The organism is Nonlabens agnitus (assembly GCF_002994045.1).
GTDB lineage: Bacteria > Bacteroidota > Bacteroidia > Flavobacteriales > Flavobacteriaceae > Nonlabens > Nonlabens agnitus.
Genome location: NZ_MQUC01000003.1, coordinates 2,799,736 through 2,822,290, shown reverse-complemented (window position 1 = coordinate 2,822,290; position 22,555 = coordinate 2,799,736). Strand labels below are relative to the sequence as shown.

General features: G+C 42.9%; 22 protein-coding genes. 18 read left to right on the top strand and 4 right to left on the bottom strand.

Annotated features, from left to right (window positions below):
- Positions 1 to 31: 31 nt before the first annotated feature.
- A complete protein-coding gene (locus BST86_RS13065) occupies positions 32 to 1,165 on the bottom strand; it encodes a DegT/DnrJ/EryC1/StrS family aminotransferase (protein WP_105984044.1) in 1,134 nt (377 codons plus the stop codon).
- An 83-nt stretch (positions 1,166 to 1,248) separates the two neighbouring features.
- On the opposite strand from BST86_RS13065, the gene BST86_RS13060 reads away from it, so the two are divergent.
- Positions 1,249 to 2,541, top strand: coding sequence for a 3-deoxy-D-manno-octulosonic acid transferase (locus tag BST86_RS13060; RefSeq protein ID WP_242446536.1), 1,293 nt, complete (start codon positions 1,249 to 1,251; stop codon positions 2,539 to 2,541).
- The gene (locus tag BST86_RS13055) at positions 2,519 to 3,493 is read left to right on the top strand and encodes a carboxypeptidase-like regulatory domain-containing protein (RefSeq protein WP_105983630.1); all 975 of its coding nucleotides are present in this window, start codon (positions 2,519 to 2,521) and stop codon (positions 3,491 to 3,493) included. Before BST86_RS13060 ends, BST86_RS13055 begins: the two co-directional genes overlap by 23 nt.
- Here BST86_RS13055 and BST86_RS13050 read toward each other — a convergent pair.
- A complete protein-coding gene (locus BST86_RS13050; RefSeq protein ID WP_105983629.1) occupies positions 3,490 to 4,152 on the bottom strand; it encodes a DUF2461 domain-containing protein in 663 nt (220 codons plus the stop codon). The two genes, BST86_RS13055 and BST86_RS13050, sit on opposite strands and share 4 nt — an antisense overlap.
- A gap of 120 nt (positions 4,153 to 4,272) precedes the next feature.
- On the opposite strand from BST86_RS13050, the gene BST86_RS13045 reads away from it, so the two are divergent.
- From BST86_RS13045 to BST86_RS14925, 4 genes are all read left to right on the top strand, one after another.
- On the top strand, positions 4,273 to 4,497 hold the full coding sequence (locus BST86_RS13045) for a hypothetical protein (RefSeq protein WP_105983628.1): 225 nt from the start codon (positions 4,273 to 4,275) through the stop codon (positions 4,495 to 4,497).
- A gap of 82 nt (positions 4,498 to 4,579) precedes the next feature.
- Positions 4,580 to 4,798 (top strand): hypothetical protein, encoded by a 219-nt coding sequence (locus tag BST86_RS13040; RefSeq protein WP_055411671.1) that lies wholly within the window; start codon positions 4,580 to 4,582, stop codon positions 4,796 to 4,798.
- A 121-nt stretch (positions 4,799 to 4,919) separates the two neighbouring features.
- Positions 4,920 to 5,168 carry a hypothetical protein gene (locus BST86_RS13035; RefSeq protein WP_105983627.1) on the top strand — a complete coding sequence of 83 codons (249 nt, stop codon included), beginning with the start codon at positions 4,920 to 4,922 and terminating at the stop codon, positions 5,166 to 5,168.
- A gap of 222 nt (positions 5,169 to 5,390) precedes the next feature.
- Positions 5,391 to 5,555 (top strand): hypothetical protein, encoded by a 165-nt coding sequence (locus tag BST86_RS14925; RefSeq protein WP_156339991.1) that lies wholly within the window; start codon positions 5,391 to 5,393, stop codon positions 5,553 to 5,555.
- A 32-nt stretch (positions 5,556 to 5,587) separates the two neighbouring features.
- Here BST86_RS14925 and BST86_RS13030 read toward each other — a convergent pair whose 3' ends face one another.
- Positions 5,588 to 6,355 (bottom strand): LexA family transcriptional regulator, encoded by a 768-nt coding sequence (locus BST86_RS13030; protein ID WP_105983626.1) that lies wholly within the window; start codon positions 6,353 to 6,355, stop codon positions 5,588 to 5,590.
- Positions 6,356 to 6,485: 130 nt separating this feature from the next.
- Between BST86_RS13030 and BST86_RS13025 the strand changes: the two genes are divergently transcribed.
- From BST86_RS13025 to BST86_RS12995, 7 genes are all read left to right on the top strand, one after another.
- Positions 6,486 to 7,313, top strand: a complete 828-nt coding sequence (locus tag BST86_RS13025; RefSeq protein ID WP_105983625.1) for an SOS response-associated peptidase — start codon at positions 6,486 to 6,488, stop codon at positions 7,311 to 7,313.
- A gap of 6 nt (positions 7,314 to 7,319) precedes the next feature.
- Positions 7,320 to 7,592: a hypothetical protein gene (locus tag BST86_RS13020; RefSeq protein WP_242446535.1), complete on the top strand. Its 273-nt coding sequence runs from the start codon at positions 7,320 to 7,322 to the stop codon at positions 7,590 to 7,592.
- A gap of 98 nt (positions 7,593 to 7,690) precedes the next feature.
- A complete protein-coding gene (gene dinB / locus BST86_RS13015) occupies positions 7,691 to 8,908 on the top strand; it encodes a DNA polymerase IV (RefSeq protein WP_105983624.1) in 1,218 nt (405 codons plus the stop codon).
- A 102-nt stretch (positions 8,909 to 9,010) separates the two neighbouring features.
- Positions 9,011 to 12,157 (top strand): DNA polymerase III subunit alpha, encoded by a 3,147-nt coding sequence (locus BST86_RS13010; protein ID WP_105983623.1) that lies wholly within the window; start codon positions 9,011 to 9,013, stop codon positions 12,155 to 12,157.
- Between the two features lie 122 nt (positions 12,158 to 12,279).
- Positions 12,280 to 13,542: a putative DNA modification/repair radical SAM protein gene (locus tag BST86_RS13005; RefSeq protein ID WP_105983622.1), complete on the top strand. Its 1,263-nt coding sequence runs from the start codon at positions 12,280 to 12,282 to the stop codon at positions 13,540 to 13,542.
- The gene (locus tag BST86_RS13000; RefSeq protein WP_105983621.1) at positions 13,539 to 14,324 is read left to right on the top strand and encodes a TIGR03915 family putative DNA repair protein; all 786 of its coding nucleotides are present in this window, start codon (positions 13,539 to 13,541) and stop codon (positions 14,322 to 14,324) included. The genes BST86_RS13005 and BST86_RS13000 overlap by 4 nt, the downstream gene beginning before the upstream one ends.
- A 133-nt stretch (positions 14,325 to 14,457) precedes the next feature.
- Positions 14,458 to 14,673 carry a hypothetical protein gene (locus BST86_RS12995; RefSeq protein ID WP_105983620.1) on the top strand — a complete coding sequence of 72 codons (216 nt, stop codon included), beginning with the start codon at positions 14,458 to 14,460 and terminating at the stop codon, positions 14,671 to 14,673.
- Positions 14,674 to 14,797: 124 nt separating this feature from the next.
- Here the strand turns inward: BST86_RS12995 and BST86_RS12990 are convergent, their stop codons facing one another.
- Positions 14,798 to 15,829: a LacI family DNA-binding transcriptional regulator gene (locus BST86_RS12990; RefSeq protein WP_105983619.1), complete on the bottom strand. Its 1,032-nt coding sequence runs from the start codon at positions 15,827 to 15,829 to the stop codon at positions 14,798 to 14,800.
- A gap of 151 nt (positions 15,830 to 15,980) precedes the next feature.
- Between BST86_RS12990 and BST86_RS12985 the strand changes: the two genes are divergently transcribed.
- The 5 genes from BST86_RS12985 (at position 15,981) to BST86_RS12965 (ending at position 22,525) form a co-directional block, all read left to right on the top strand.
- Complete coding sequence (locus BST86_RS12985; RefSeq protein WP_105983618.1) at positions 15,981 to 18,614, top strand: TonB-dependent receptor; 2,634 nt, start codon at positions 15,981 to 15,983, stop codon at positions 18,612 to 18,614.
- A 90-nt stretch (positions 18,615 to 18,704) separates the two neighbouring features.
- Positions 18,705 to 19,067: a glutaredoxin family protein gene (locus tag BST86_RS12980; RefSeq protein WP_105983617.1), complete on the top strand. Its 363-nt coding sequence runs from the start codon at positions 18,705 to 18,707 to the stop codon at positions 19,065 to 19,067.
- A 25-nt stretch (positions 19,068 to 19,092) separates the two neighbouring features.
- The gene (locus BST86_RS12975; RefSeq protein ID WP_242446534.1) at positions 19,093 to 20,433 is read left to right on the top strand and encodes an MFS transporter; all 1,341 of its coding nucleotides are present in this window, start codon (positions 19,093 to 19,095) and stop codon (positions 20,431 to 20,433) included.
- Between the two features lie 2 nt (positions 20,434 to 20,435).
- Positions 20,436 to 21,602, top strand: coding sequence for a glycoside hydrolase 100 family protein (locus BST86_RS12970; RefSeq protein ID WP_105983615.1), 1,167 nt, complete (start codon positions 20,436 to 20,438; stop codon positions 21,600 to 21,602).
- Positions 21,602 to 22,525: a carbohydrate kinase family protein gene (locus BST86_RS12965; protein WP_105983614.1), complete on the top strand. Its 924-nt coding sequence runs from the start codon at positions 21,602 to 21,604 to the stop codon at positions 22,523 to 22,525. Before BST86_RS12970 ends, BST86_RS12965 begins: the two co-directional genes overlap by 1 nt.
- Positions 22,526 to 22,555: the final 30 nt, after the last annotated feature.

Below are 22,555 nucleotides of genomic sequence, written 5' to 3'. Positions count from 1 at the left end.
GCAGACAGGCAGGCGTGAAGCGAATTAAAAACTACCCATTTACAAAGTCAATAACGGTTTTAGTAATAAAGGCGATCTGCTCGTCATCCAGCTCTGTATGCATAGGCAACGAGATACATTCTTGAACCAGTTTGTTCGTAACAGGGAAATCTGCCTCGTTGTAGCGCTCGTCCTGATACGCTTTTTGTTTGTGTAGTGGGATTGGGTAATAGACACCACATGGAATCCCTTTTTCATTCAAGTGCTTGACCAGTGCGTCGCGGTCTGCATCCTTGATGGTCAAGGTATATTGATGGAACACATGGCAATCGCAATTATCGCAAATAAGCGGTGTGATGATTTTTTCTTCCTGCGCAAAAGCAGCGGTGTATTTTCTTGCTGCACTGCGTCTCGCGTCATTGTAATCGTTCAAATGGCGCAACTTAATGCGCAACACGGCCGCCTGCATGGAATCCAATCTTGAATTGACACCAACCACATCGTGGTGGTATCGCTCATACATACCATGGTTGACGATCCCACGTATGGTGTGCGCTAGATCATCATCGTTGGTAAAAATAGCACCACCATCGCCGTAACAACCTAGATTCTTAGAAGGGAAAAATGAAGTCGTTCCTGCATGGCCTATGGTTCCCGTTTTGGACTTAGAACCGTTGGAATGCATGAAATTGGCACCTATTCCTTGAGCGTTGTCCTCAATGACATAAAGATCGTGCTCTTCGGCAAGCTTCATGATCTCGTCCATATTTGCTGCTAGACCAAATAAATGCACCGGTACAATAGCCTTTGTTTTAGGAGTAATAGCACGTTTAACGGCCTCTATGTCAATATTGAAATCAAAAGGGTTCACGTCGACTAGAACCGGCGTGAGTTGTAGCAATGCGATGACTTCTACCGTGGCTGCAAACGTAAAATCTGCCGTGATGACCTCGTCGCCGGGCTTGAGCCCTAATCCCATCATGGCAATTTGCAAGGCATCGGTACCATTGGCACATGGAATCACGTGTTTAACGTTGAGATATTCCTCGAGTTCCTTTTGAAAAGCGTGTACCTCTGGTCCATTGATAAAGGCGGTCGTCTCAATGACATCCATCACGTTTTTATCAACTTCTGGTTTGATCTTTTCATACTGACCTTTTAGGTCTACCATTTGAATCTTGCGCATGCGATTTTCTAGATTAACAGCTGTAAACAGCGACATTATTGTAAAAATACGATATAAGTAGCGCATCACCCAACGGCTATTTTATGCTATTTTTACTGCCTATGCCTATTTTAAAAAGTTTGTATGATACGGGTTCCGCTTTCGCGAAAGCGGCACTTCCCATCGCCGGTTTCTTTAACAAGAAAATGAAGCTGGGATCACAAGGTCGGGAACGATCCTGGGACATTCTGGACACCAAAGTAAAGAGCACGATACCAAAAATCTGGGTGCACGTGGCCTCTCTAGGTGAATATGAACAGGTGGTCCCGATCTTAGAGAAATTGAACCGAAAGAAATATCAGGTGGTGCTCACCTTTTTCTCACCATCTGGATACGAGAATAAAAAGAACACCCAACTTGCTGATGTGGTTTGTTACCTACCTATTGATGCAGTCTCAAACGTTTCAAAGTTCATGGGTCTGGTCGAGCCATCGCTGGCCATAATGGTCAAATATGAGTTCTGGCCCAATTATTTGAATGCGCTCAAGTCACATAAGGTTCCCACCATCCTGGTAAGCGGAATCTTTAGAGAAAAGATGAGTTTCCATAAATGGTACGGCTCGTGGATGACCAGCTCTTTAGAAGCCTTTGACCATTTTTTCCTGCAAAATGAATCGTCCTTAAGAGAGCTCAAAAAGCTGGGTTTTGAAAATGCCAGTGTAAGTGGCGACACGAGATTTGATCGCGCCAGCCAGCTTATTGAACGAGATAATCGTATACCGGCATTGGAAAAGCTCATCAATGGCAAGCCTTGTCTTGTGGTAGGCAGCAGCTGGCCCAAGGATATTGAGGTGATGAAAAAATGGCTTGTAGGGAATGACCAGACAAAAGAGATCAAAGTGATTATCGCACCGCATGAGGTGCATGAAGAAAAGGTTACAGAGTTAGAAAATAGTCTGCCCTTTGACACCTTGCGATGGACGGAAACCAAAATTCACGAGAAGTTACTGACTTCCAACAAGAGCGTTCTTGTCATAGACACCATAGGATTACTCACAAAAATATACAGCTATGCAGATGTCGCCTATGTAGGTGGCGCCATGGGTAATTCTGGCCTGCATAATATTTTAGAGGCAGCCACCTTTGGCGTTCCTGTGGTGATAGGTAAGAATTATGACAAGTATCCTGAAGCTGGAAAACTGGAAGATCTAGGTGGACTTTTCTCCATATCTAACGCGCAGGATTTTGCAGATACAGTCAACAAACTATTTGAGGATGATTTTTTAAGGGAGAAAACAGGCATGGTTTGTGGGCATTGGGTCAATAGCAATACTGGCGCGACAAATCACGTGCTCGAACAATTAAAAACCATTGATGAAGAACTTATTACTTCTTAGCCTACTATGCACTGCGGTTCTCTCGAGCGCACAAAAGATCACACTCTTGGACTCGATTTCAAAGGAGCCAGTTTCTTTTGCGACCATCAGCTTTGGTAATGGGAAAGGCACCTTTGCAGATGGCGATGGAGTGTTTACGCTTTCGCGAAAGCGATATCCAGACGTAGATTCTCTAACAGTATCATCCATAGGTTATGAAGACTTGAAGGTTGCTACAGTAAATGTGGTTGATAAGCTGTACATGAATCCATCAACAGCGCAGATGGATGCGATCGTGGTACTCGCAAAACTGGAAGGAAAATTTAAGGAAGAAGAGATTGATGCGATCGTTCATGACAATTATTTTGATTGCTGGCTGCCTACCGTAGAATCTGAAATTGCGGTAAAATTTGAACGACAGGATGGACGCCGCACATTAATCAAAACCCTACAAATACCGGTTGTTCTTGAAGAAAGTCAGGCCAGTAAAAAGGGAAAGTTGCGAGCATTTTCTACTATGTTTAGGGTGCAATTCTACAACGTCAACGGCGATGGATCGCCCACGAGACAATCCAATTATCCTGCGCAAACTTTTGTAATCACTCAAGAAACCGACGAGATCCATGAACTGGATGTAGAGGAACTGGGAATTCAGATTCCTGAAAACGGAATTTTTGCCGCCATTCAAGTGTTGGGATACACTTATCCAGACGGCAGATTGATAGACGCCAAAAAATATAGAGAGATCAAAACCCGCCGCGGTATGGAAAAAGTATCCACGACCTATAGGCCACTCTTACCGTTTACCGATGAAATTGATGGTAAGCAAACCTGGGTACGTCGTATTTTTTTCAACAACAAAACCTGGCAGCTTTTTGACCTGACTTACAATCCTAACAGCAAGCTGGTACGATCTGGTCATGACAATTACGGAATGGGTGCGGTTCTTAAAGTGTACGAGCCAAAAGATTAAACTGTCACGGCCTTATTCAAATATTTTCTAAAGGGCAACATTTCCTTGTATATCTCTACACATTTTTCCTTGAAATCATCCTGCATGACTTCTTTTTGGGTCACGTCATGTTTTACTGCAAAACTTTTACGTCGTAGTAGATCTATGTGTTCATGATCTTGTGAATAGCCTTTGGGCGAGGTCTTGAGTTTATTCTCATCTTCAATCATTTCACCAAAGGTTTCTTTGAAAGACTTTTTAGCCATGATCTTTTTGAATTCGGCACCATTATAGTCGATAGCGTCGCGTATGGAGTCAAGAGTTTCCTTTTTGGGATTGTAAAAACCGCCAGCGATAAAGGAGCCGTTGGTCCCTAGATGAATGTAAAAATCACCTTGTTTGCCATTTTCTGATAGATCCAGTCCAGCGCCAAAATGGTCTTTGTAGATAGGTTTATTGGGATGATAAAGTAGGTTGTTGTTGATACGGTTGATGGCTCTTTTGCCTTCGGTAGAATGATAGTCCTTGTCAATTTTGCCTAGTTCTGCATCCAGCTCATTGAGCCAAGATTTATACCAGTCGCGCACTTCTTCATAGGTGTCGCGATGTGCATCCATCCATTCCTTATTGTTATTTTTTTGTAGCTCTCTTAAGAAAGAAAACATTTTATGAAAACTCATCTACTTTTTGCTATAAAGATAGAAATGAGCCAATTAAATTGTTAATAAGTTATGAGAACATTAGTAAAAGTTTTGAGCAAAAAAAATACTTTTGCCGCTTTAATCATTTAATCATCAACAATGAAAAAAGTTGTATTAACCCTAGCGGTATTTGCTACATGTGCTACTGCATTCACCTCTTGTCGTGAGACTGAAACTGAGACTATCGTTAAAGAAGTAGAAGTTGAAACGGAAGAGGCTGCTGAAGAAGCTGGCGGTATTCTTGAAAGAGCTGGAGAAAAAGCTGATCAAGAAGTAAACAAAGAAATCGATCAGGCTATCGACGAGATAGGCGACGATAACTAATTGATCGTAGAATCTTGCCGCAAGGCAATGATTTTGATCAACTATTATATATTTATCATCATTTAACTTAAAAACTATTACAATGAAAAAACTAAATTTATTATTTATCGCTCTTTTTGCAGTTGCTTTATTCACTACTTCTTGTAGAGAAGAGACTACAGTTGAAGAAACTAACATCGAAGAATCTATGGAAGAAGTAGGTGAAGATATGGAAGATGCTGCAGAAGATGTAGAGGACGCTGTTGAAGATGGCGCTCAAGAAGTTGAAGACGAAGTAGAAGGAAACGATGACGCTGCTTAATTAGGCGTTTACCATCTTATACTTAAAAGCTGTCTCAAAAGGACAGCTTTTTTAGTTTAACAAAAATCCTTTAAAACGTCTCAATATTTTATATTTACCTCTTAACCAAAACTTTTTAATTATGAAAAAATTAAACCTACTCTTCATTGCGCTATTCACAGTGGTGTTATTCACTACTTCTTGTAGAGATGAGGCAGATAGTGCAGAAGAAAAAATGGAGCAAATGTCTGACGACATGGAAGATGCTGCAGACGATGTAGAAGAGGCAATGGAAGAGCGTGCTGATGAATTAGAGGAGCAAGCTGAAGAGGTTGAAGACGCAATGGACGATCGCGCTGATGATTTAGAAGATGCAGCAGACGACATGTAAAAACCACGTGTTTTTATAATCCTTATAGAAAAGCTGTCTCTCGAGACGGCTTTTTTGCTTTTGTTACTATTGGTTTGCCCTACAATAATTTATATTTAGCATTGTTGGGGTTGATCACTATCGTGATCGATTATCAAACTGAATTATATTTAAAATAAACAAAACTTTCCAATTACTAGAAATTAAAAACCGTGACGAGAACGACGCACAAAAATTAAAAACATGAAAAGACTATTTATTGCTTGCGCATTATGCGCGATACTAGCACCGGCATTGAACAGCTGTCGTGAAGAAAAAGAAATCGAGGTAGAAACATTAGCACCAGATGCAGATGATAGCAGCGATGATGGCTACGACACAAACCCTACACCTAGTGATCCAGATTAAATAAAATCATAGATAACAAAGAAGGAACCTAATCAGGTTCCTTTTTTTATGCTTGCAATCTCGTCTCTTAGACTATCGAGTCCTTGTTTGAGCGATATCATCGCCTCTTGGCCTTCATGAACATCCAGGTCAAAACTCAATTTTGAATTGACTTCCCAAAGTTCAGATATCTCTGCCACGTCCTGCTCGATAATAGGATATTCATTGTTCAGGGAAATAAGCATCACGCGCTCTTGTGAATCTTTACGCAACTTCTTGACGACGACAGTGTCACTGGTAACAACGACATAGATCTTACCGTCGTTTGCCTGGCGTAAGCTTTCTACCGCACGACCCATCACCCATTCATTAGGCTGTAAAACGGGCAACATGCTGTCGCCCTTTACCTGGAATGCGCGATAACTTCCTTCTCTATATTGTGGCAACGGTATATTAAAAGCTGGCAACTCATTGAACCAGTCCGTATCCTGTAGATTGTTGGCATAACCGGCACTGGCTTTGATAGGCACCATGATCATATTCTCACGCTCACTTACATCCATGGTGATGATTTTGGGAGCGGTGCTTTGACTAGTTTCTAGGTGCTTGTTATAACTATTTCCATACAGCCATAAAGGGTTGATGTTGAACTGGCGTAACAGCTCGGTCACAATCTTACCCGTGATCTTCTTTTTACCACGTTCAATGTCTGCCGTGGATGATCCCGCATCCAGCATTTGTGCAAACTCGGCCTGCGTTTTGCCTAGACCTTCACGTACGATTTTGAAGCGCTGTGCCTCTATAGAAATATCTTGTCCCATAGTTCAAATATACTCCTTTTGGGAATTATTCCAATTTTAACACTGGAATATTTCCATATATTAGGAATTATTCCATACTTTTGAAGTGTAAACAGAACTATTCCTAGGAATATTTCCAAAATCGAAAGTTATGTGTGGAAGAGCATCAGTTATAACACCAGCAGCATTGTTGGAGCAGCGTTTTAATGCCGCTTTCGCGAAAGCGGAACAACTATCAGAAAATGTGAACATAAGTGCCGGCAATAAAATACCGGTGATCACCAGTGCAAGACCCAACCATATACAGATGTTTACCTTAGGTTTTACGCCACACTGGGCACACAAGCAAACCTACATGATCAATGCCAGGGCAGAAGGAAGTTACAACCCTAACAACGACCCTAATTATGATGGACCGGCAGGCATCTTTCAGAAGCCTATGTTTAGACACGCCATCAAATCACAACGATGCCTTGTACTTGTAGATGCTTTCATTGAAGGTCCTAAACTGGAAAAACTCAACAAACCACATCTGGTTTATCCCAATAAAGATCGTGGGCCGTTTGCACTAGCTGGTATCTATGATGTATGGCAACATCCCTTAACTGGTGAGCAGCATCATACCGTTGCCATAGTGACCACGGCGGCTAACAGGCTTACACAACGTATAGGTCACCATCGTGCACCAGTGGTATTGACTAGAAAACAAGAAGAAGAATGGCTGGATAAGGATCTTTCCATGGCAAGATTGACAAGTATCATGAAGCCATTTGATGACAAAGGATTCAATGCCTACCCTATCTCGCAAAAGATCAAGAATCCAGAACAAAATGGATTGGAGCTCTTAAAGCCTATAGGCGAGAAACTCTTTAAGGATTATGACCGCAGTTTGTATGAGCGTTTGAAGTATGTGGAAGAAAAACCATTTACCATACGCGAGGAGCGACTCGTGGCTGGAGATCAATTTGTATTGTTTTAAATAAAGATGATGGACATTGAGCACATAAAAGCAGATCTAGCCCTAAGAGTCCAGAACTTGATGGCTTCCAGGCGCAAAGCAAACTCCACTATTCCACTTAAAACCTGGAAGGATAAAGTGGCAGATGCAAACAACCTTGTCAAAAAAGTATACGAGACTCTGTATGAGGTGTTACAGACGAACGGTATCGAGTTCTCCAGCAATAAAGAGCTGGATGGATTGATCAGTATGCTGGAGCCCAGCGTCAACGATATCATCATTAAAAACATAGAGGACTAGAACCACCTCTCATTATTTGAAATACCGTCAACCTCACAGTTTTTACTGTGAGGTTTTTTGACCACTTATTTTAAAAATACCAATACCGAGTAACTATCATGGCTGACAAGAATATCATGCATATTGATCTGGATACATTTTATGTTTCGGTAGAGCGTAAGATGGATGCACGGCTTAAAAACAAACCGCTTCTAGTAGGTGGTACCAGTGATCGTGGTGTGGTGGCAGCCTGTAGTTATGAGACGCGTGGTTATGGCGTCCATAGTGGTATGTCTATGAAACTCGCACGCCAGTTATGTCCAGAAGCCATTGTCATACGCGGTAATGCAGGTACCTATTCAAAACATTCTGACGAGGTGACTGAAATCATCAAAGAGCAAACACCGCTCTTTGAAAAATCCAGCATTGATGAGTTCTATGCAGACCTCACAGGAATAGACAAATTCCACGGCTGCTATAAACTAGCCAGTGAGGTGCGCAGCAAAATCATTAAAGAGACTGGTTTGCCCATATCTTTTGGACTGTCTATCAATAAAGTGGTTTCAAAAATTGCGACTGGTGAGGCAAAACCCAATAACCAGCTTATGATAGAGCACGGGCATGAAAAACAATTCATGGCACCATTATCCATCAAGAAAATACCGCAGGTAGGCGATAAAACCTATCAAACATTAAGGCATCTGGGCGTGAGAAGAATTCACACGATCCAGGAAATGTCAGAAGAGATGCTCATCAACGTACTGGGCAAAAACGGTAGTCTTATCTGGCGCAGAGCGCAAGGTGTCGATAATAGACCCGTGATTGCATTCAATGAGCGCCAGTCCATCAGTACAGAACGTACGTTTGACAATGACACCATAGACGTCAAAAAGCTCAAGTCCATATTGATTGCGATGACAGAAAACTTGGCGTATCAATTGCGCCGTGGTGATAAACTTACGGCATGCATTAATGTGAAAATCAAATACTCTGATTTCAATACCTATTCCAAACAAATGCGCATTCCCTTTTGCAGTGCAGACCACATATTGATTCCTAAAATATTGGACCTTTTTGACAAGCTGTACAACCGCAGAATTTTGGTGCGTCTTATTGGGATACGCTTCTCGCATCTTGTAAGCGGTCATTATCAAATCAACTTATTTGAAGATGACGAAAGTGCGTTGAATCTATATAGTGCCCTAGATAAAATCAGGGAAAAGTACGGCGACCGTATGGTTGTCAAAGCCGCTGGAATGGAAGCCAAAACCATAGGTAGAATGGTCAACCCATTCAACGGTTTGCCGCCAGTAGTTCTGGCGCATAGAAAACAGTAGAGAGTAGAGCGTAAGCAAATGCTTGCTCGAGCGTAGTCGAGAACTGCCTAGAAGTAAAATATTTAAGCCATTTGTCCATTGTAGATAAGCTTGTTTTTAAAAATGTACCTGAATAACCACACCTATTATTCCATGCGATACGGCACCTTTGATGAAGAGGCGCTCATCGACCTTGCGATAAAAAGTGGGCTGGAAACCATTGTACTAACAGACATCAACAACACCAGCGCCTGTCTCAACTTTGTGCGCCTGCTGGAGAACAAGCCGCAAAAACCGGTAATAGGCATCGACTTTCGTAATGATCACCAGCAGTTGTATGTAGGACTTGCAAAAAACAACGCTGGCTTTCAAGAACTCAATGATTTTTTGTCACCGCACCTTCACGGGAAGACAGCCCTGCCAGAGGTAGCGCCTGCATTTGAAAATTGTTTTGTCATTTACCCACTGGAGAAAGTGGTAGCGTTGAGGAAAACTCGCTTTCGCGAAAGCGAATTCATAGGAGTCTCCATAACAAGCCTACGTAAACTACCCTTTACCGATTATCTCAAGTACAAGGATAAATTGGTGATCCTGCAGCCTGTTACGTTTAGAAACAAGAAGGATTTTAACGCACACCGATTGCTGCGCTGCATCGACCTGAACATTCTCTTGAGCCAGCTGCCCACACAACAACAAGGCACTGAAGCCGATAAAATGATTCCTGTTGATGAACTGGAAGCCCTGTTTAGCGAATATCCATTCATCATTGAAAACACCAAAAAACTGCTGGACCAGTGCAGCATAAGTTTTGATTACGACAAGTCGCAACTCAATGCCAACCAGAAGACCTACCACCGCGACGGTACACCAGAAGAAAACTCAATAGCAGATTTCAAACTGCTCCAGCAATTGGCTCAGGAAGGAATCCCATTGCGGTACGGCGCATCAACACCAGATATTGACGCACGCATTGAAAAGGAAATCACCACTGTGGTAAAAAAAGGATTTGTTGCCTATTTCCTGATCAACTGGCGCATTTGTCAATATGCTCGTGAGCAAGGTTATTTTTATGTAGGCCGTGGTAGTGGCGCTAACAGCATCCTTGCCTACCTATTGCAAATCACTGAGGTCGATCCCATTGAACTGGATCTATATTTTGAGCGGTTTATCAATGATTACCGTACCAGCCCACCAGATTTTGACCTTGATTTTTCATGGGACGATCGTGAGGACATGACCCGATTCATCTTTGAGGAATTCGGGAAGCGAGCTAATGTCGCGTTGCAGGGAACCTATGTCACTTTTCAATATCGCGCGGTACTGCGAGAATTGGGTAAAGTATTTGGGTTGCCACGAGCAGATATTGACATGCTCACCTCTGGAAGTTGGAATTTTGCGCTACTGGATCACATGCACCAGTTGGTGATCAGGTATTCCAAATATTTGATGGACATGCCCAACTATACCAGCATTCACGCTGGTGGTATTCTCATTACAGAGCGTCCCATTCACTATTACAGTGCCACCAACCTGCCGCCCAAAGGTTATCCTACCGTACAGTTTGACATGCATATTGCAGAGGATGCCGGCATCCATAAGTTTGACATCCTGGCACAGCGCGGTCTGGGAAAAATAAGGGACGCCATCCAGATCATTAAGAACAATCAGCCAGATGCTGTACTGGCAGATGTGCGTCGTGACGTGAAAAAGTTTATGAAGGACGAGAGCATCAACGCCATGATCTCACGCGCAAAATGCATAGGTTGTTTTTACATCGAGTCACCAGCGATGCGCATGCTTTTGAGTAAACTGGCCACCAATGATTACATAGGACTGGTCGCAGCCAGCTCTGTCATCAGGCCTGGCGTGGCGCAAAGTGGTATGATGCGCGAGTTTATCCTGCGCACGCGCTATCCAGAAAAGCGTGCCGAGGCACATCCCATCCTACAAAGTATCATGCCAGAAACCTATGGTATCATGGTCTATCAAGAAGACGTGATCAAGGTGGCTCACCATTATGCAAAGCTCGACCTGGGCGAGGCAGACGTGCTGCGACGCGGTATGAGCGGTAAATACCGTTCTCGAGAAGAGTTCCAAAAGGTGGAAGAAAAGTTTTATAAAAACTGTCGCAAAGAAGGTCACGATCCAGCAGAATCCCAAGAGATATGGAACCAGATCAAGAGTTTTGCTGGGTACGCTTTCGCGAAAGGTCACTCTGCCTCATACGCCGTGGAAAGCTACCAGAGTTTGTACTTAAAACGATATTTCCCGCTGGAGTACATGACCGCAACACTCAACAATGGTGGTGGTTTCTATAAACCAGAACTCTACGTACACGAGGCAAGAATGTGCGGCGCCACTATTGAAGCACCTTGCATCAATAACAGTGATGTGGCAAATGTGATCAAAGGGACCTCGATATACTTGGGTTACAGCTACATCAATGAACTGGAGAAAAAAGCAATGTTGTCCATTGTAGCATCCAGATGGCGAGATGGAGAATTTACATCGCTGGATGATTTTATCAATAGAGTCGCGATAAGCATAGACCAGATGAGTTTATTGATACGCATTGATGCCTTTAGGTTTACAGGAATAGATCGATATGAACTCTTGTGGCAAGCACATTTCAAGATGGATAAAACACCTAAAAAGGCGTTGCAAAAACAGCTGTTCGTGCCCAAGTTTAGACAAGCACATATTCCTAAATTGACGACCACACAACAAGAACTGGCTTTTGAGCAGATAGAACTTCTAGGGTTTCCCTTGTGTTCCCATTTTGACTTATTGGTAGATGAGCCGCGCAACAATCATACGTGCAAGGACCTATCGAGATATCTCAACAATAAAATCTTGATTTACGGCTATGTGGTAAACATCAAAACGACACATACGGCCAAAGGCAAGCGCATGCAGTTTGGGACCTTTCTGGATCGAGACGGTCATTTTTTCGATACCGTAATGTTTCCACCTGTGGCGGCAAAAATCAGCTTTCGCGGCAGCGGTATTTATGCAGTATATGGCAAAGTAGTTGAAGAGTTTGACTTCTGTTCCATAGAGGTTGAGGACATGAGAAAAATGGATTACATACAAGATCCACGGTATGCAGAGGATAATCCGCAAACCATGCAGCGGCTGGATAAACAGGCAAGCCTGCGCGATCGCCGCATGGGAAACGGCAATGGGTACCGTCGCTTGGAACTGCCGCATGAGAATGCAAACATTCATCAGCCTGGTGCTGGTCGCAAACCAGGTAAGGTTAGAGAATGATGGAGTCACTGATGTTCTTTCAAGGAGCGTTGAGATCACTTCTAACCAGTGCCACTATGCGGCGGCGTGACATAAAGAAGATTTGAACTAAGCAAAAACACTCACATACGTGGGCAACGATTATGAATTACGAGAGAATAAAGGAAAAACTGGAGATACTGGCAGATGCTGCAAAGTATGACGTGAGTTGCAGCAGTAGCGGCAGCAAACGACAGAACAAAAACAAAGGACTGGGCGATTCCAGCGGTATGGGAATTTGCCATAGCTATACTGAAGATGGTCGTTGTGTATCACTGCTCAAGATTCTATTGACTAACGTTTGCATCTTTGACTGCGCCTACTGCGTGACCCGTAAATCAAACGATATAAAACGTGCTGCATTTACCGTTCAAGAAGTGGTAGATCTTACCATCAATTTTTACAGACGCAATTACATTGAAGGCCTTTTCTTGAGCTCTGGAATCTTCAAGAGTCCAGACGCCACCATGGAACGGTTGATACGTGTGGCAAAAAAACTGCGCCTGGAAGAAAACTTCAACGGCTACATTCACCTCAAGTCCATACCTGGCGCGAGCGATGAGCTGATGCAGGAAGCAGGATTGTATGCAGATAGGCTATCAGTCAATATTGAGATCCCAACAAAAGCTGGCTTGAAATTACTGGCGCCAGATAAGGACCACAAGGATTTTATACAGCCCATGAAAGCAGTTCAAAACTCGATCCAGATTTATAAGTCAGAAAAAAAGATCATCAAGAGCACGCCAGTTTATGCACCTGCTGGGCAAAGTACCCAAATGATCGTGGGCGCCACTGGTGAGAGCGATCGCGATGTTATGTACAGCGCCAACTATTTTTATAACAAGTTCCAGATGAAGCGCGTCTATTATTCTGGTTACGTGCCGGTAGCAGATGACTCCAGATTGCCTGCCCTAGGAACTGAAGTTCCCATGATGCGTGAGAACCGACTCTATCAAACGGACTGGCTATTGCGGTTTTACGGTTTTGACGTGCGGGAAATCCTGAACGACCAGCACCAGAATCTAGACATGGATATTGATCCTAAACTTTCGTGGGCACTACGCAACCTTGATCAATTCCCTGTAGACATCAACAAGGCAGAAAAGAGAATGCTCGCTCGCATTCCTGGAGTTGGATTAAAATCAGTAGGCAAAATATTGAGTGCACGTCGTTATAGAAAACTCAACTGGGAACACTTAAAAGCCATTGGGATCTCCATGAACCGTAGCAAGTATTTCATCACGTGCAATTCAAGGGAGTTTGAGACGCGAGACCTTACGGGCATACAAATAAAGAACCAGATCCTATTGTCAGGCAGTAGCAAGTACAGCAAGAACTTCACCAATCAATTAAGCCTATTTTCATGAACAATGTCTTGACTTATGATGGCTCTTTCAATGGTTTTTTGACCACGGTTTTTACCATTTATGCCCACAAGATCAAAAGCCCCATCATCCAGCCAGAATCGCAGGTGCAGAATCAGCTGTTTGGTGAGGCACATACCGTAATTACAGAACACGACAAGGCAGAACGTGTTTTAAAAAAACTGCAGGAACTCACCAGCAAAAGCGATTTTTACGATCTCTATCGCGCCTTTTTAAGTGAGATCATTGGGATCGAGAATACGCTTTTTGAGTATTGCAGGACCACCTTTGAGAATAACAAAGCACCGTCTGGAGATTACGGGAACTCCACCGTTTTGAAAATTTCGCAAGCTGCCAAAATGGTAGGCCGCGAGAAGCACCGCATGGAAGCCTTCATACGCTTTCACCTGATTGACGGCGACGTGTATTATGCTAATTGCGAGCCAGATTTTAATGTGTTGCCGCTCATAAGCAGCCATTTTAAAAATAGATATGCAGATCAAAAATGGATCATTTACGATTTGAAGAGAGATTTTGGGATCTCGTATGACTTGGAAAAAGTAGAAGAGATCACCATAAAATTTGACGATCCTATAGCAAAAAGAGGCGTAACCAATAAGTTAGCTGGTCAGGAATCTCGCTTTCGCGAAAGCGAAAACAACTACCGTGATCTGTGGAATCAATATTTCAAGAGCGTCAACATAGAATCGCGCAAAAACATGAAACTGCACCTGCAACACGTCCCAAAACGATACTGGAAATACTTGAGTGAAAAAATAGACTGACCCATTCATATTCAGAAAGGTAAAAGTCACAATCGTAACCTCACAATCAAAAAGCTGAAATTGATGGCTGGAAGCGTGCTTTCACGTTTAAGAATAATGACCTAGATTTAGTCATCCATTAAACAACATTATTATGAGAAAAATATTCCTAAGCAGCGCTGTCCTAGGTTTGTTACTGGCGACCACTTCTTGCCGTGAATCCACCGCTGAAAAAGCAGAAGATGCCATCGAGGCCGCTACAGAAGATACTGAGGATAACCTAGAAAAAGTAGGTGATGAAATCGAGGAACTGGGCGACGAGATCGAAGAAGAAATACAGGAAGAGCGCACTGATGCAGATGATAATTAATCAGTGAGCCTTTAATTTATAGAATGCAGCGGTAATCGCTGCATTTTTATTTGCGTAGGTTTTTATAAGTATGCGCTTTAGCGTTTGCCAGTCGGCAGAAAGGAAAGCGAACTCTAATGTATTGCTAAACAGTAACAGATCTAGTCGATTCTCGTTTTACCAGTGCGGTATCCAGCACTTTGATTGTGGGCGGCAATTGCTTTTTTGACTTGACGGCCTGCATTTCTTTGTACAAACGTTTGAACGCTACTTTACCCATCTCAAAACCCGGCTGATCAATGGTGGTCAACGATGGAGAAATCGCCGATGACATGAACCAGTTACTAAAACCTACAATGGATATTTGACCAGGAATATCGATTCCCATATCTCTAAGTCTGGTGATGGCGCCTATGGCAACCATATCTGTATTGATAAAAACACCGTCGACATCTGGATGTTCCTTGACCAACTGCTCTGCATAATTACCACCTTCTTCATAGCTCATGTCGTTGCATATATAGACTAAAGACGGGTCGTACTCCATATGGTTATCACGCAGTGCCTTGCGATATCCCAAGAACCGGTCGATAGAGTTTTGAGGCAACAACGGCCCTCTAAAATGGGCAATGCGTTTACAACCGGTATCGATGAGATGCTGTGTGGCAGTCTCTGCAGCCTTGCGATCATCAATGATGATTTTTGAGCAGTTGACAATCTTTGCCACTTTATCAAAGAGCACTAAAGGTTTTCCTTGTTCCATAAAATTGGTCAAGTGATCAAAGTCTGCTGTGGCATTTGCCAAAGAGATTAAAAGTCCATCCACATTTTTGTTAAGCAGCAACTCCATTTGCTTTTTCTCTAGGACGTAGGATTCATCGCTTTGTAAAATAATGACCAGATAGCCCTTCTTTTCTGCCTGGCTAATGATTCCTTTAATGACACTTGAGAAAAAATGATGGACAATCTCAGGGATGATCAGACCTATGGTTTTGGATTCCTTGGTACGCAAATTCACGGCAAAGGAATTAGGCCTGTAATTCATGGTGACCGCGAGTTCCTTAACCATGGCTTTGGTCTTCTTGCTTACATCAGGATAATCCTTTAAAGCTTTAGAAACCGTAGTGATGGAAATGCCTAGGATTTCTGCTATTTCTTTGAGTGTGGTAGGTTTCATAAATGATGCGTTGATCGAATTTAAGAAAATTTATCGAAAACGTTTTCGGTACTTTCGAAAACGTTTTCGTTTTCTATTTCGCTTTTTTAACTGCCTAATGCCAATAGATTAGCAACCACAATAGGAATTATTCACAAATCCATAATGCATCATGAAAACAAATACTTCAATTCATAAGATTGCCTTTCTACTGGCATTCTTTGTTTGTCTAGTAGGTTTCTCACAGTCCAAGATCACTGGGAAAATCACAGACGCGAGCGGTACGCCATTACTTAATGTCAATGTTGTACTACAAAACACTACAAAAGGAGCTATTACAGATTTTGATGGGAACTACACCATTACTAATGTAGAAGACGGCGATTACATTGTTGTTGCCAGCTCCATAGGTTACACCAAAGTAGAAAAGTCCTTAAGCATTATAGGTGTTGACCGTGTGCTCAACTTTGAACTTGCCGAAGATGCTGCTTCCCTAGACGCCATCGTCGTTACTGGTGTGGCAAACCCAAAGTCAAAATTAGAATCATCTGTATCGATCACTACCCTAACGCCTACAGTGATAGAACAATCTGCACCTAGAACAACAGCAGAGATCTTCAGAACCATTCCAGGAATACGCGCAGAATCCTCTGGTGGAGAAGGTAATTCCAACATTGCTGTTCGTGGTGTGCCGGTTTCTTCTGGTGGATCAAAGTATGTACAGATTCAGGAAGATGGTTTACCGGTGCTGCTTTTTGGGGATATGTCTTTTGCAACTGCAGATATTTTTACCAGATACGATTCCAACATCGCTAGAATTGAAGCCATACGTGGTGGATCTGCATCAACACTTTCTTCAAATTCTCCTGGTGCCATCATCAACTTGATTAGCAAAACAGGTCGTGTAGAAGGTGGATCTCTAGGGACAACCTTTGGAGCAGATTACAATAGTTTTAGAACTGATTTTGAGTACGGCGCTCCTATCGCCGACGGACTGTATTTTCACATGGGTGGTTTCTACCGTGTGGGTGAAGGCATACGAGATGCTGGTTATACGGCTAACAATGGCGGTCAGTTTAAGTTTAATATCACTAAAGAATTTGAAAAAGGATACGTAAGACTATATGCTAAACACCTAAACGACAAGGCTATTGCTTACTTGCCTAACCCTATTGCTGTTTCTGGAACAAACGCCGATCCTGATTTTAATGACATCGCAGGATTTGATGCTAATGGTCAAACATTACACACACCATTCTTACGTCAAAATGTAGGTCTAGGCGACAGTGGAGAATTGAGAAGATCTGATGTGGCAAACGGTATGAATCCTATTTCAAGCTCAGTAGGTGTTGAGGCTTCCTTTGATCTGGTAGACGGTTGGAGATTTGATAATCGCGGCAGATTTTCCTTCAATAAAGGTGGATTCAACTCACCATTTCCAGCGAGCGTCTTGACGGCCAACGATTTTCTTGCCGGTGATTTTGCTACCTCACGTGACTATGCAAACTTGACTTTTGCAAACGACGGCAGCCCAGTTCCTGGCAACACCATTCTTGCTCCAACGGTATTGTTTGATACACAGCTCAATAACTTCAACAACTTTATGAATGATGCGAGGTTGTCCAAATCATTTGACAATATCGATATCACCTTGGGATACTTCAAATCCTATCAAAATGTAAGCATGTCCTGGTTGTGGAACTCCTATTTGCTGGAAGCATCTGGTGACCGTGCTCGTTTGATCAACGCTACAGCGGCTAATGGCGACGCTCGCAGTGAAAACGGACTTATTGGCTATGGCGCTACCCTATTCGGTAACTGTTGCCAGCGCAACTACGACACTGATTATAATGTGAGTGCTCCTTATGTGGACGTTTCCATCGAGGCCAATGAAAATCTCAACTTCAATGCAAGTGCTCGTTTTGATAAAGGTCGTGTAGATGGAACTTTTGCAGGACCAGTTCAAACCACTTATGACGTGAACAATGACGGTGAAATTTCGTTTATCGAGCAGTCTGTTTCTGCTATTGACGTGGCAAACCCTACCACTGTAGATTATGACTATGACTATTTCTCTTATTCCTTAGGTGCTAACTTGAAGTTGTCAGAGTCTCAAGCTGTGTTTGGAAGATATTCTAGAGGCGCTTCCGCGAAAGCTGACAGAATACTCTTTGCGGGACTCAATTATCTAGATGGTGATGCGATCAACGCATTGGACTTTATCAACCAAGCAGAAGTAGGTTACAAACAAGGATTTGAAAACGGTGCATTGTACGCAACTGCTTTCTATGCAAAAACAACAGAAGAAGGTGGTTTTGAAGCAACCTCACAGCAAATTATCGAGAACGATTATAAGTCCATAGGTATTGAACTAGAAGGTACCTACAGATTTGACAACCTCAACCTGCGTGGTGGTGTAACCTACACCAATGCCGAAATTGACTCTGGTGACAATGCAGGAAACACTCCTAGAAGACAGCCAGACTTTATCTATAACTTCTTGCCATCCTACAGCTTTGGTGCTGAGTCACAAAATAATGTAGGTCTAAGTTTTATAGGACAGTCTAAGGCTTTTGCACAAGACAGCAATCAGTTGGTATTACCTGCATTCTTAATTGTTAGTGGTAACGTGAACTTCCAGATCGCAAACAACTTGACGGCAAACCTATCTGCCAACAACATCTTTGACACCTTAGGGATCACAGAGTCTGAAGAAGGCGCAATTACTGAAGGTCAAACCAATTTCATTAGAGTACGTCCAGTACCTGGAAGATCCATTTCATTAGGATTAGGATACCGATTCTAAAAATTAGCCTTTTTACTTTAGTTTAGATCAGTACCTTGGAGTTGCTGAAAGCGAGGTTTTCAGCAACTCTTTTTACCTAAAGCCTTTCTCATGAAATCCCTTTTTGTCTTACTCTTCTTGTTCACAACGGCGCATGCGTTCTCACAAACCGAAACGTCAACGCAGCAAGAAACCCAGCTCATCGTTTATGGAATAGACGACTGTCATTACTGTCACGATTCAAGGGCTCTACTGGACAAAAACAAAGTGGAATACACATTTTATGATGTGGATACGAATGTTGCCAAAAGAAAGGAAATGATCGAAGGGTTGAAGGCAGCGTCCATTGACCTAAAAAACTTAAACATGCCAGTGATCAAAAAATCTGGCGAATACCTCATCAATGACGGTGACTTTGACCAATTTCTTGAAAAATTAATCCCTTTTACAAAAGATAATGTTTCAAAAAGCTAAACTAAGTTTCTGGCAAATCTGGACCATGAATTTTGGATTCTTCGGGATTCAATTCAGTTTTGGGTTGCAACAAAGTAACATGAGCGCCATTTATAAATATCTGGGTGCTGAGGAAAGTGAGATTCCCATTTTGTGGCTTGCCGGTCCTGTAACCGGATTGATCTTGCAACCTATCATAGGTGCCATAAGTGATGGTACCTGGTCGCCACGATTTGGTCGTCGCAAGCCTTTCTTTTTGATAGGTGCGATCTGTGCCAGTGTAGCGCTTTTATTTATGCCCTACTCGCCTTCCATCTGGATTGCGGCAAGTTTGTTATGGATACTTGATGCAGGAAACAATATAGCCATGGAACCCTACCGGGCTTTTGTTTCTGATATCTTACCTAAAAAGCAACATTCTCTTGGATTTTTGATGCAGAGCTTTTTTACCGGCTTAGGAACCACGTTAGCCAATTTCACGCCAGCTATCTTGATCTCCATAGGTTTCTTTGCTTTGACAGACACCATGGATAACGGTATACCAGTAGCGACGTACTGGGCTTTCTTCATTGGTGCCTTTGCCTCCATTGCCAGTATTCTGGTATCGGTTTATACTACCAAAGAATACCCACCAACTCCAGAAGAGCTCGCTGCGATTAAAGCCGAAAAAGAACACGGCAATATCCTGACAAGAACCTGGAAGGATATCGTCACGGCCTTTAAAGAAATGCCACTCACCATGAAGCAATTGATACCGGTAAAATTCTTTACTTGGTACGCTATGTTTTGCTATTGGCAGTACTTGACCTCTGCAATGTCTTTATCGTTTTTTGGAACGTTAGATACCGATACGGCCGGTTTTAAAGAAGCCCAAGTGCTGACAGGTCAAGTGAACGGCTCCTATAACATCGTTTGTTTTATGGTGGCTTTTGCGTTAGTACCGTTAGCATACAAAATTGGAGCAAAAGGAGTTCATTTCTTTGCTTTGATCCTAGGTGGTATAGGTGTGTTTTGTATTCCATACTTAAGTGTTACAGAAGTTTTGTTCTCGATCCCTAACCCATTCGGTAGTGGTGCGACGCCTATTTACACCTTGTACCTAGCAACCATAGGCTTAGGTATCGCTTGGGCATCGATGCTGGCAATGCCTTATCAATTACTAGCCGGATCCATTCCAAAAGAGAAAACAGGAGTCTACATGGGTATTTTCAACATGTTCATTGTAATTCCTATGATCATCCAGATTTTGACCATGCAGGGATTTGTCTATGAATTGTTGGGTAGCAACCCTATCAACGTTATCAAAATGGCAGGTGTGTTTCTGGGACTGGCAGCGGTATTTACCCTATTTATCAAAGTAAAACGCAAGAATCAAGTAGTTCAATAATTATGGAAATCACTCAAGATCCATCAAGTCTTTTGGCCGCTGCACGATCAGATCGCGGTTTTCTCGCCAGCGCTTCAGATATTTCCAACTACAAGCGCATCTGGGCTAGAGACGGCGTTATTTGTGGACTTGCCGCATTGCTGGATGGTGACGACTCGTTGATCGCGACCTTTAAGTCTACGCTAGAAACCCTAGCCAGCCACCAGCATGAATTGGGTCACGTACCTTCAAACGTCCACTTTAAAGAAGATGGAGCTAGTGAAGTAAGCTTTGGCGGTCTTGCCGGCCGTGTTGATACCATTTCCTGGTTTATTATAGGAGTCTGCAATTATGAATCACATACTGGTGAAAAGGACTTTTTTAAAAAAATGCTTCCCAAAATTCATAAAGGACTCCAGCTACTCAAGGCTTGGGAATTCAACAACAACCATTTGATTTACGTTCCCAGATCAGGAAACTGGGCAGATGAATATATTACGGAAGGTCACATCTTCTACGATCAGGTATTACGCCTTTGGGCGTTACGCTGCGTCCATATTTTGGAACCTTCAAGTGCCTTGGAAGAACAAATTAGTACGATCACTACGATACTGGAAGGCAACTATACCGCAGGAAATTTTGAGCATCCGTTTCATCCTAGGGCTTATAAATCAATGGAAGACAAACCTTATTGGATGGCTTCCATCAATCCGTCGGGTTATCAGACCATGTTTGACGCCTTGGGAAATTCCATTGCTTTGTTACTGGGATTGGGTTCAGTTCGCTTTCGCGAAAGCGTCATTACCTACTCAGAACAGCTGCGCTGTACCTTGCCGCTCAACTTGTTACCAGCTTTTTGGGAACCTATCCAGGAAGGCGACAAGCATTGGGAATTATTGACGGACAATTGCAAGTATGAATTCCGCAACCATGCTTATGAATTCCATAATGGCGGCACCTGGCAAATGGTCAACGGCTTTTATGGAATGGCACTGGCCGGACAGCATGAAAACAAGAGCCAAGAAATCCTAGCTCACATTAAACAACTCAACAGCGCCGAAGATTACGGCTATTACGAAAACTTCAATACGCAGACGACAGCCGCGATAGGAATCAAATATTGCACCTGGAGCGCTGCTGGAGAGATTCTCGTGAGAGAATACATGAACGGTAAAAGACTGCTATCCTGATGAAAGACAACAATAAACAAGTCATTTGCATAGGCGAGATCCTGATCGATTTTATAGGCTTGCACCGCAGTCCAGACATCGCCCATACAGCAGAATTCAAGCGTTTTCTAGGTGGATCACCAGCAAATGTGGCGATGAATCTCACCAAGCTGGGTTTTACGGCTACGCTGGTAGCAACCATAGGAGACGATGGTTTAGGGGATTTTCTATTGCAGGAAATGCAATCGCTGGGCATGAATCAGGATCATGTGAGAAAAGTAACTGACGTTCCCACGAGCACCATACTGGTCTCAAAAACTTCTGAAACTCCAGACTTTATAGCCTATAGAGAAGCAGACTGTGAGATCATCAACTCACAACTTCCTGACGATGTCATCAAATCAGCCGCTGTATTTCACACGACTTGCTTTGCTTTAAGCCGCAATCCGGCACGTGACACTATTTTAGAAAAGGTCAAGGTGGCCGCTACTGCAGGTTGTTTGATAAGCATCGACCTCAACTATTCTGCGAGGATATGGCCCGATAAGGATCAGGCGATCAAAACGATTAAGGAATACTGCTCCTACGGCGCCATGATCAAGATAAGTATGGATGACATGCAGCGTCTGTATGGCAATGCGATGACCAGCAGTGAGCTTTTTGAAACACTTCACGGTTACGGCGCAAATTTGATCTGTCTTACTCGTGGCAGTGATGGAGTAATTGTTTCCCGTAAAGATCACGCCTTACTTGAAATGCCTGCCATTCCCATCACATCTGTAGAAGATGCTACTGGTGCTGGTGATGCATTCTGGTCTGGATTTTTATGCGCCATGCTGGAGAATCGCAGTTTAGAGCAGTGTGTTGAATTTGCGCTTAAAGTAGCTTCCATCAAACTGACTACCATCGGCGGCTTACCTGCAAACTTATCGCTACAACCGTAGATTAATATTGTGAAAAATGTGTCTTTAGTT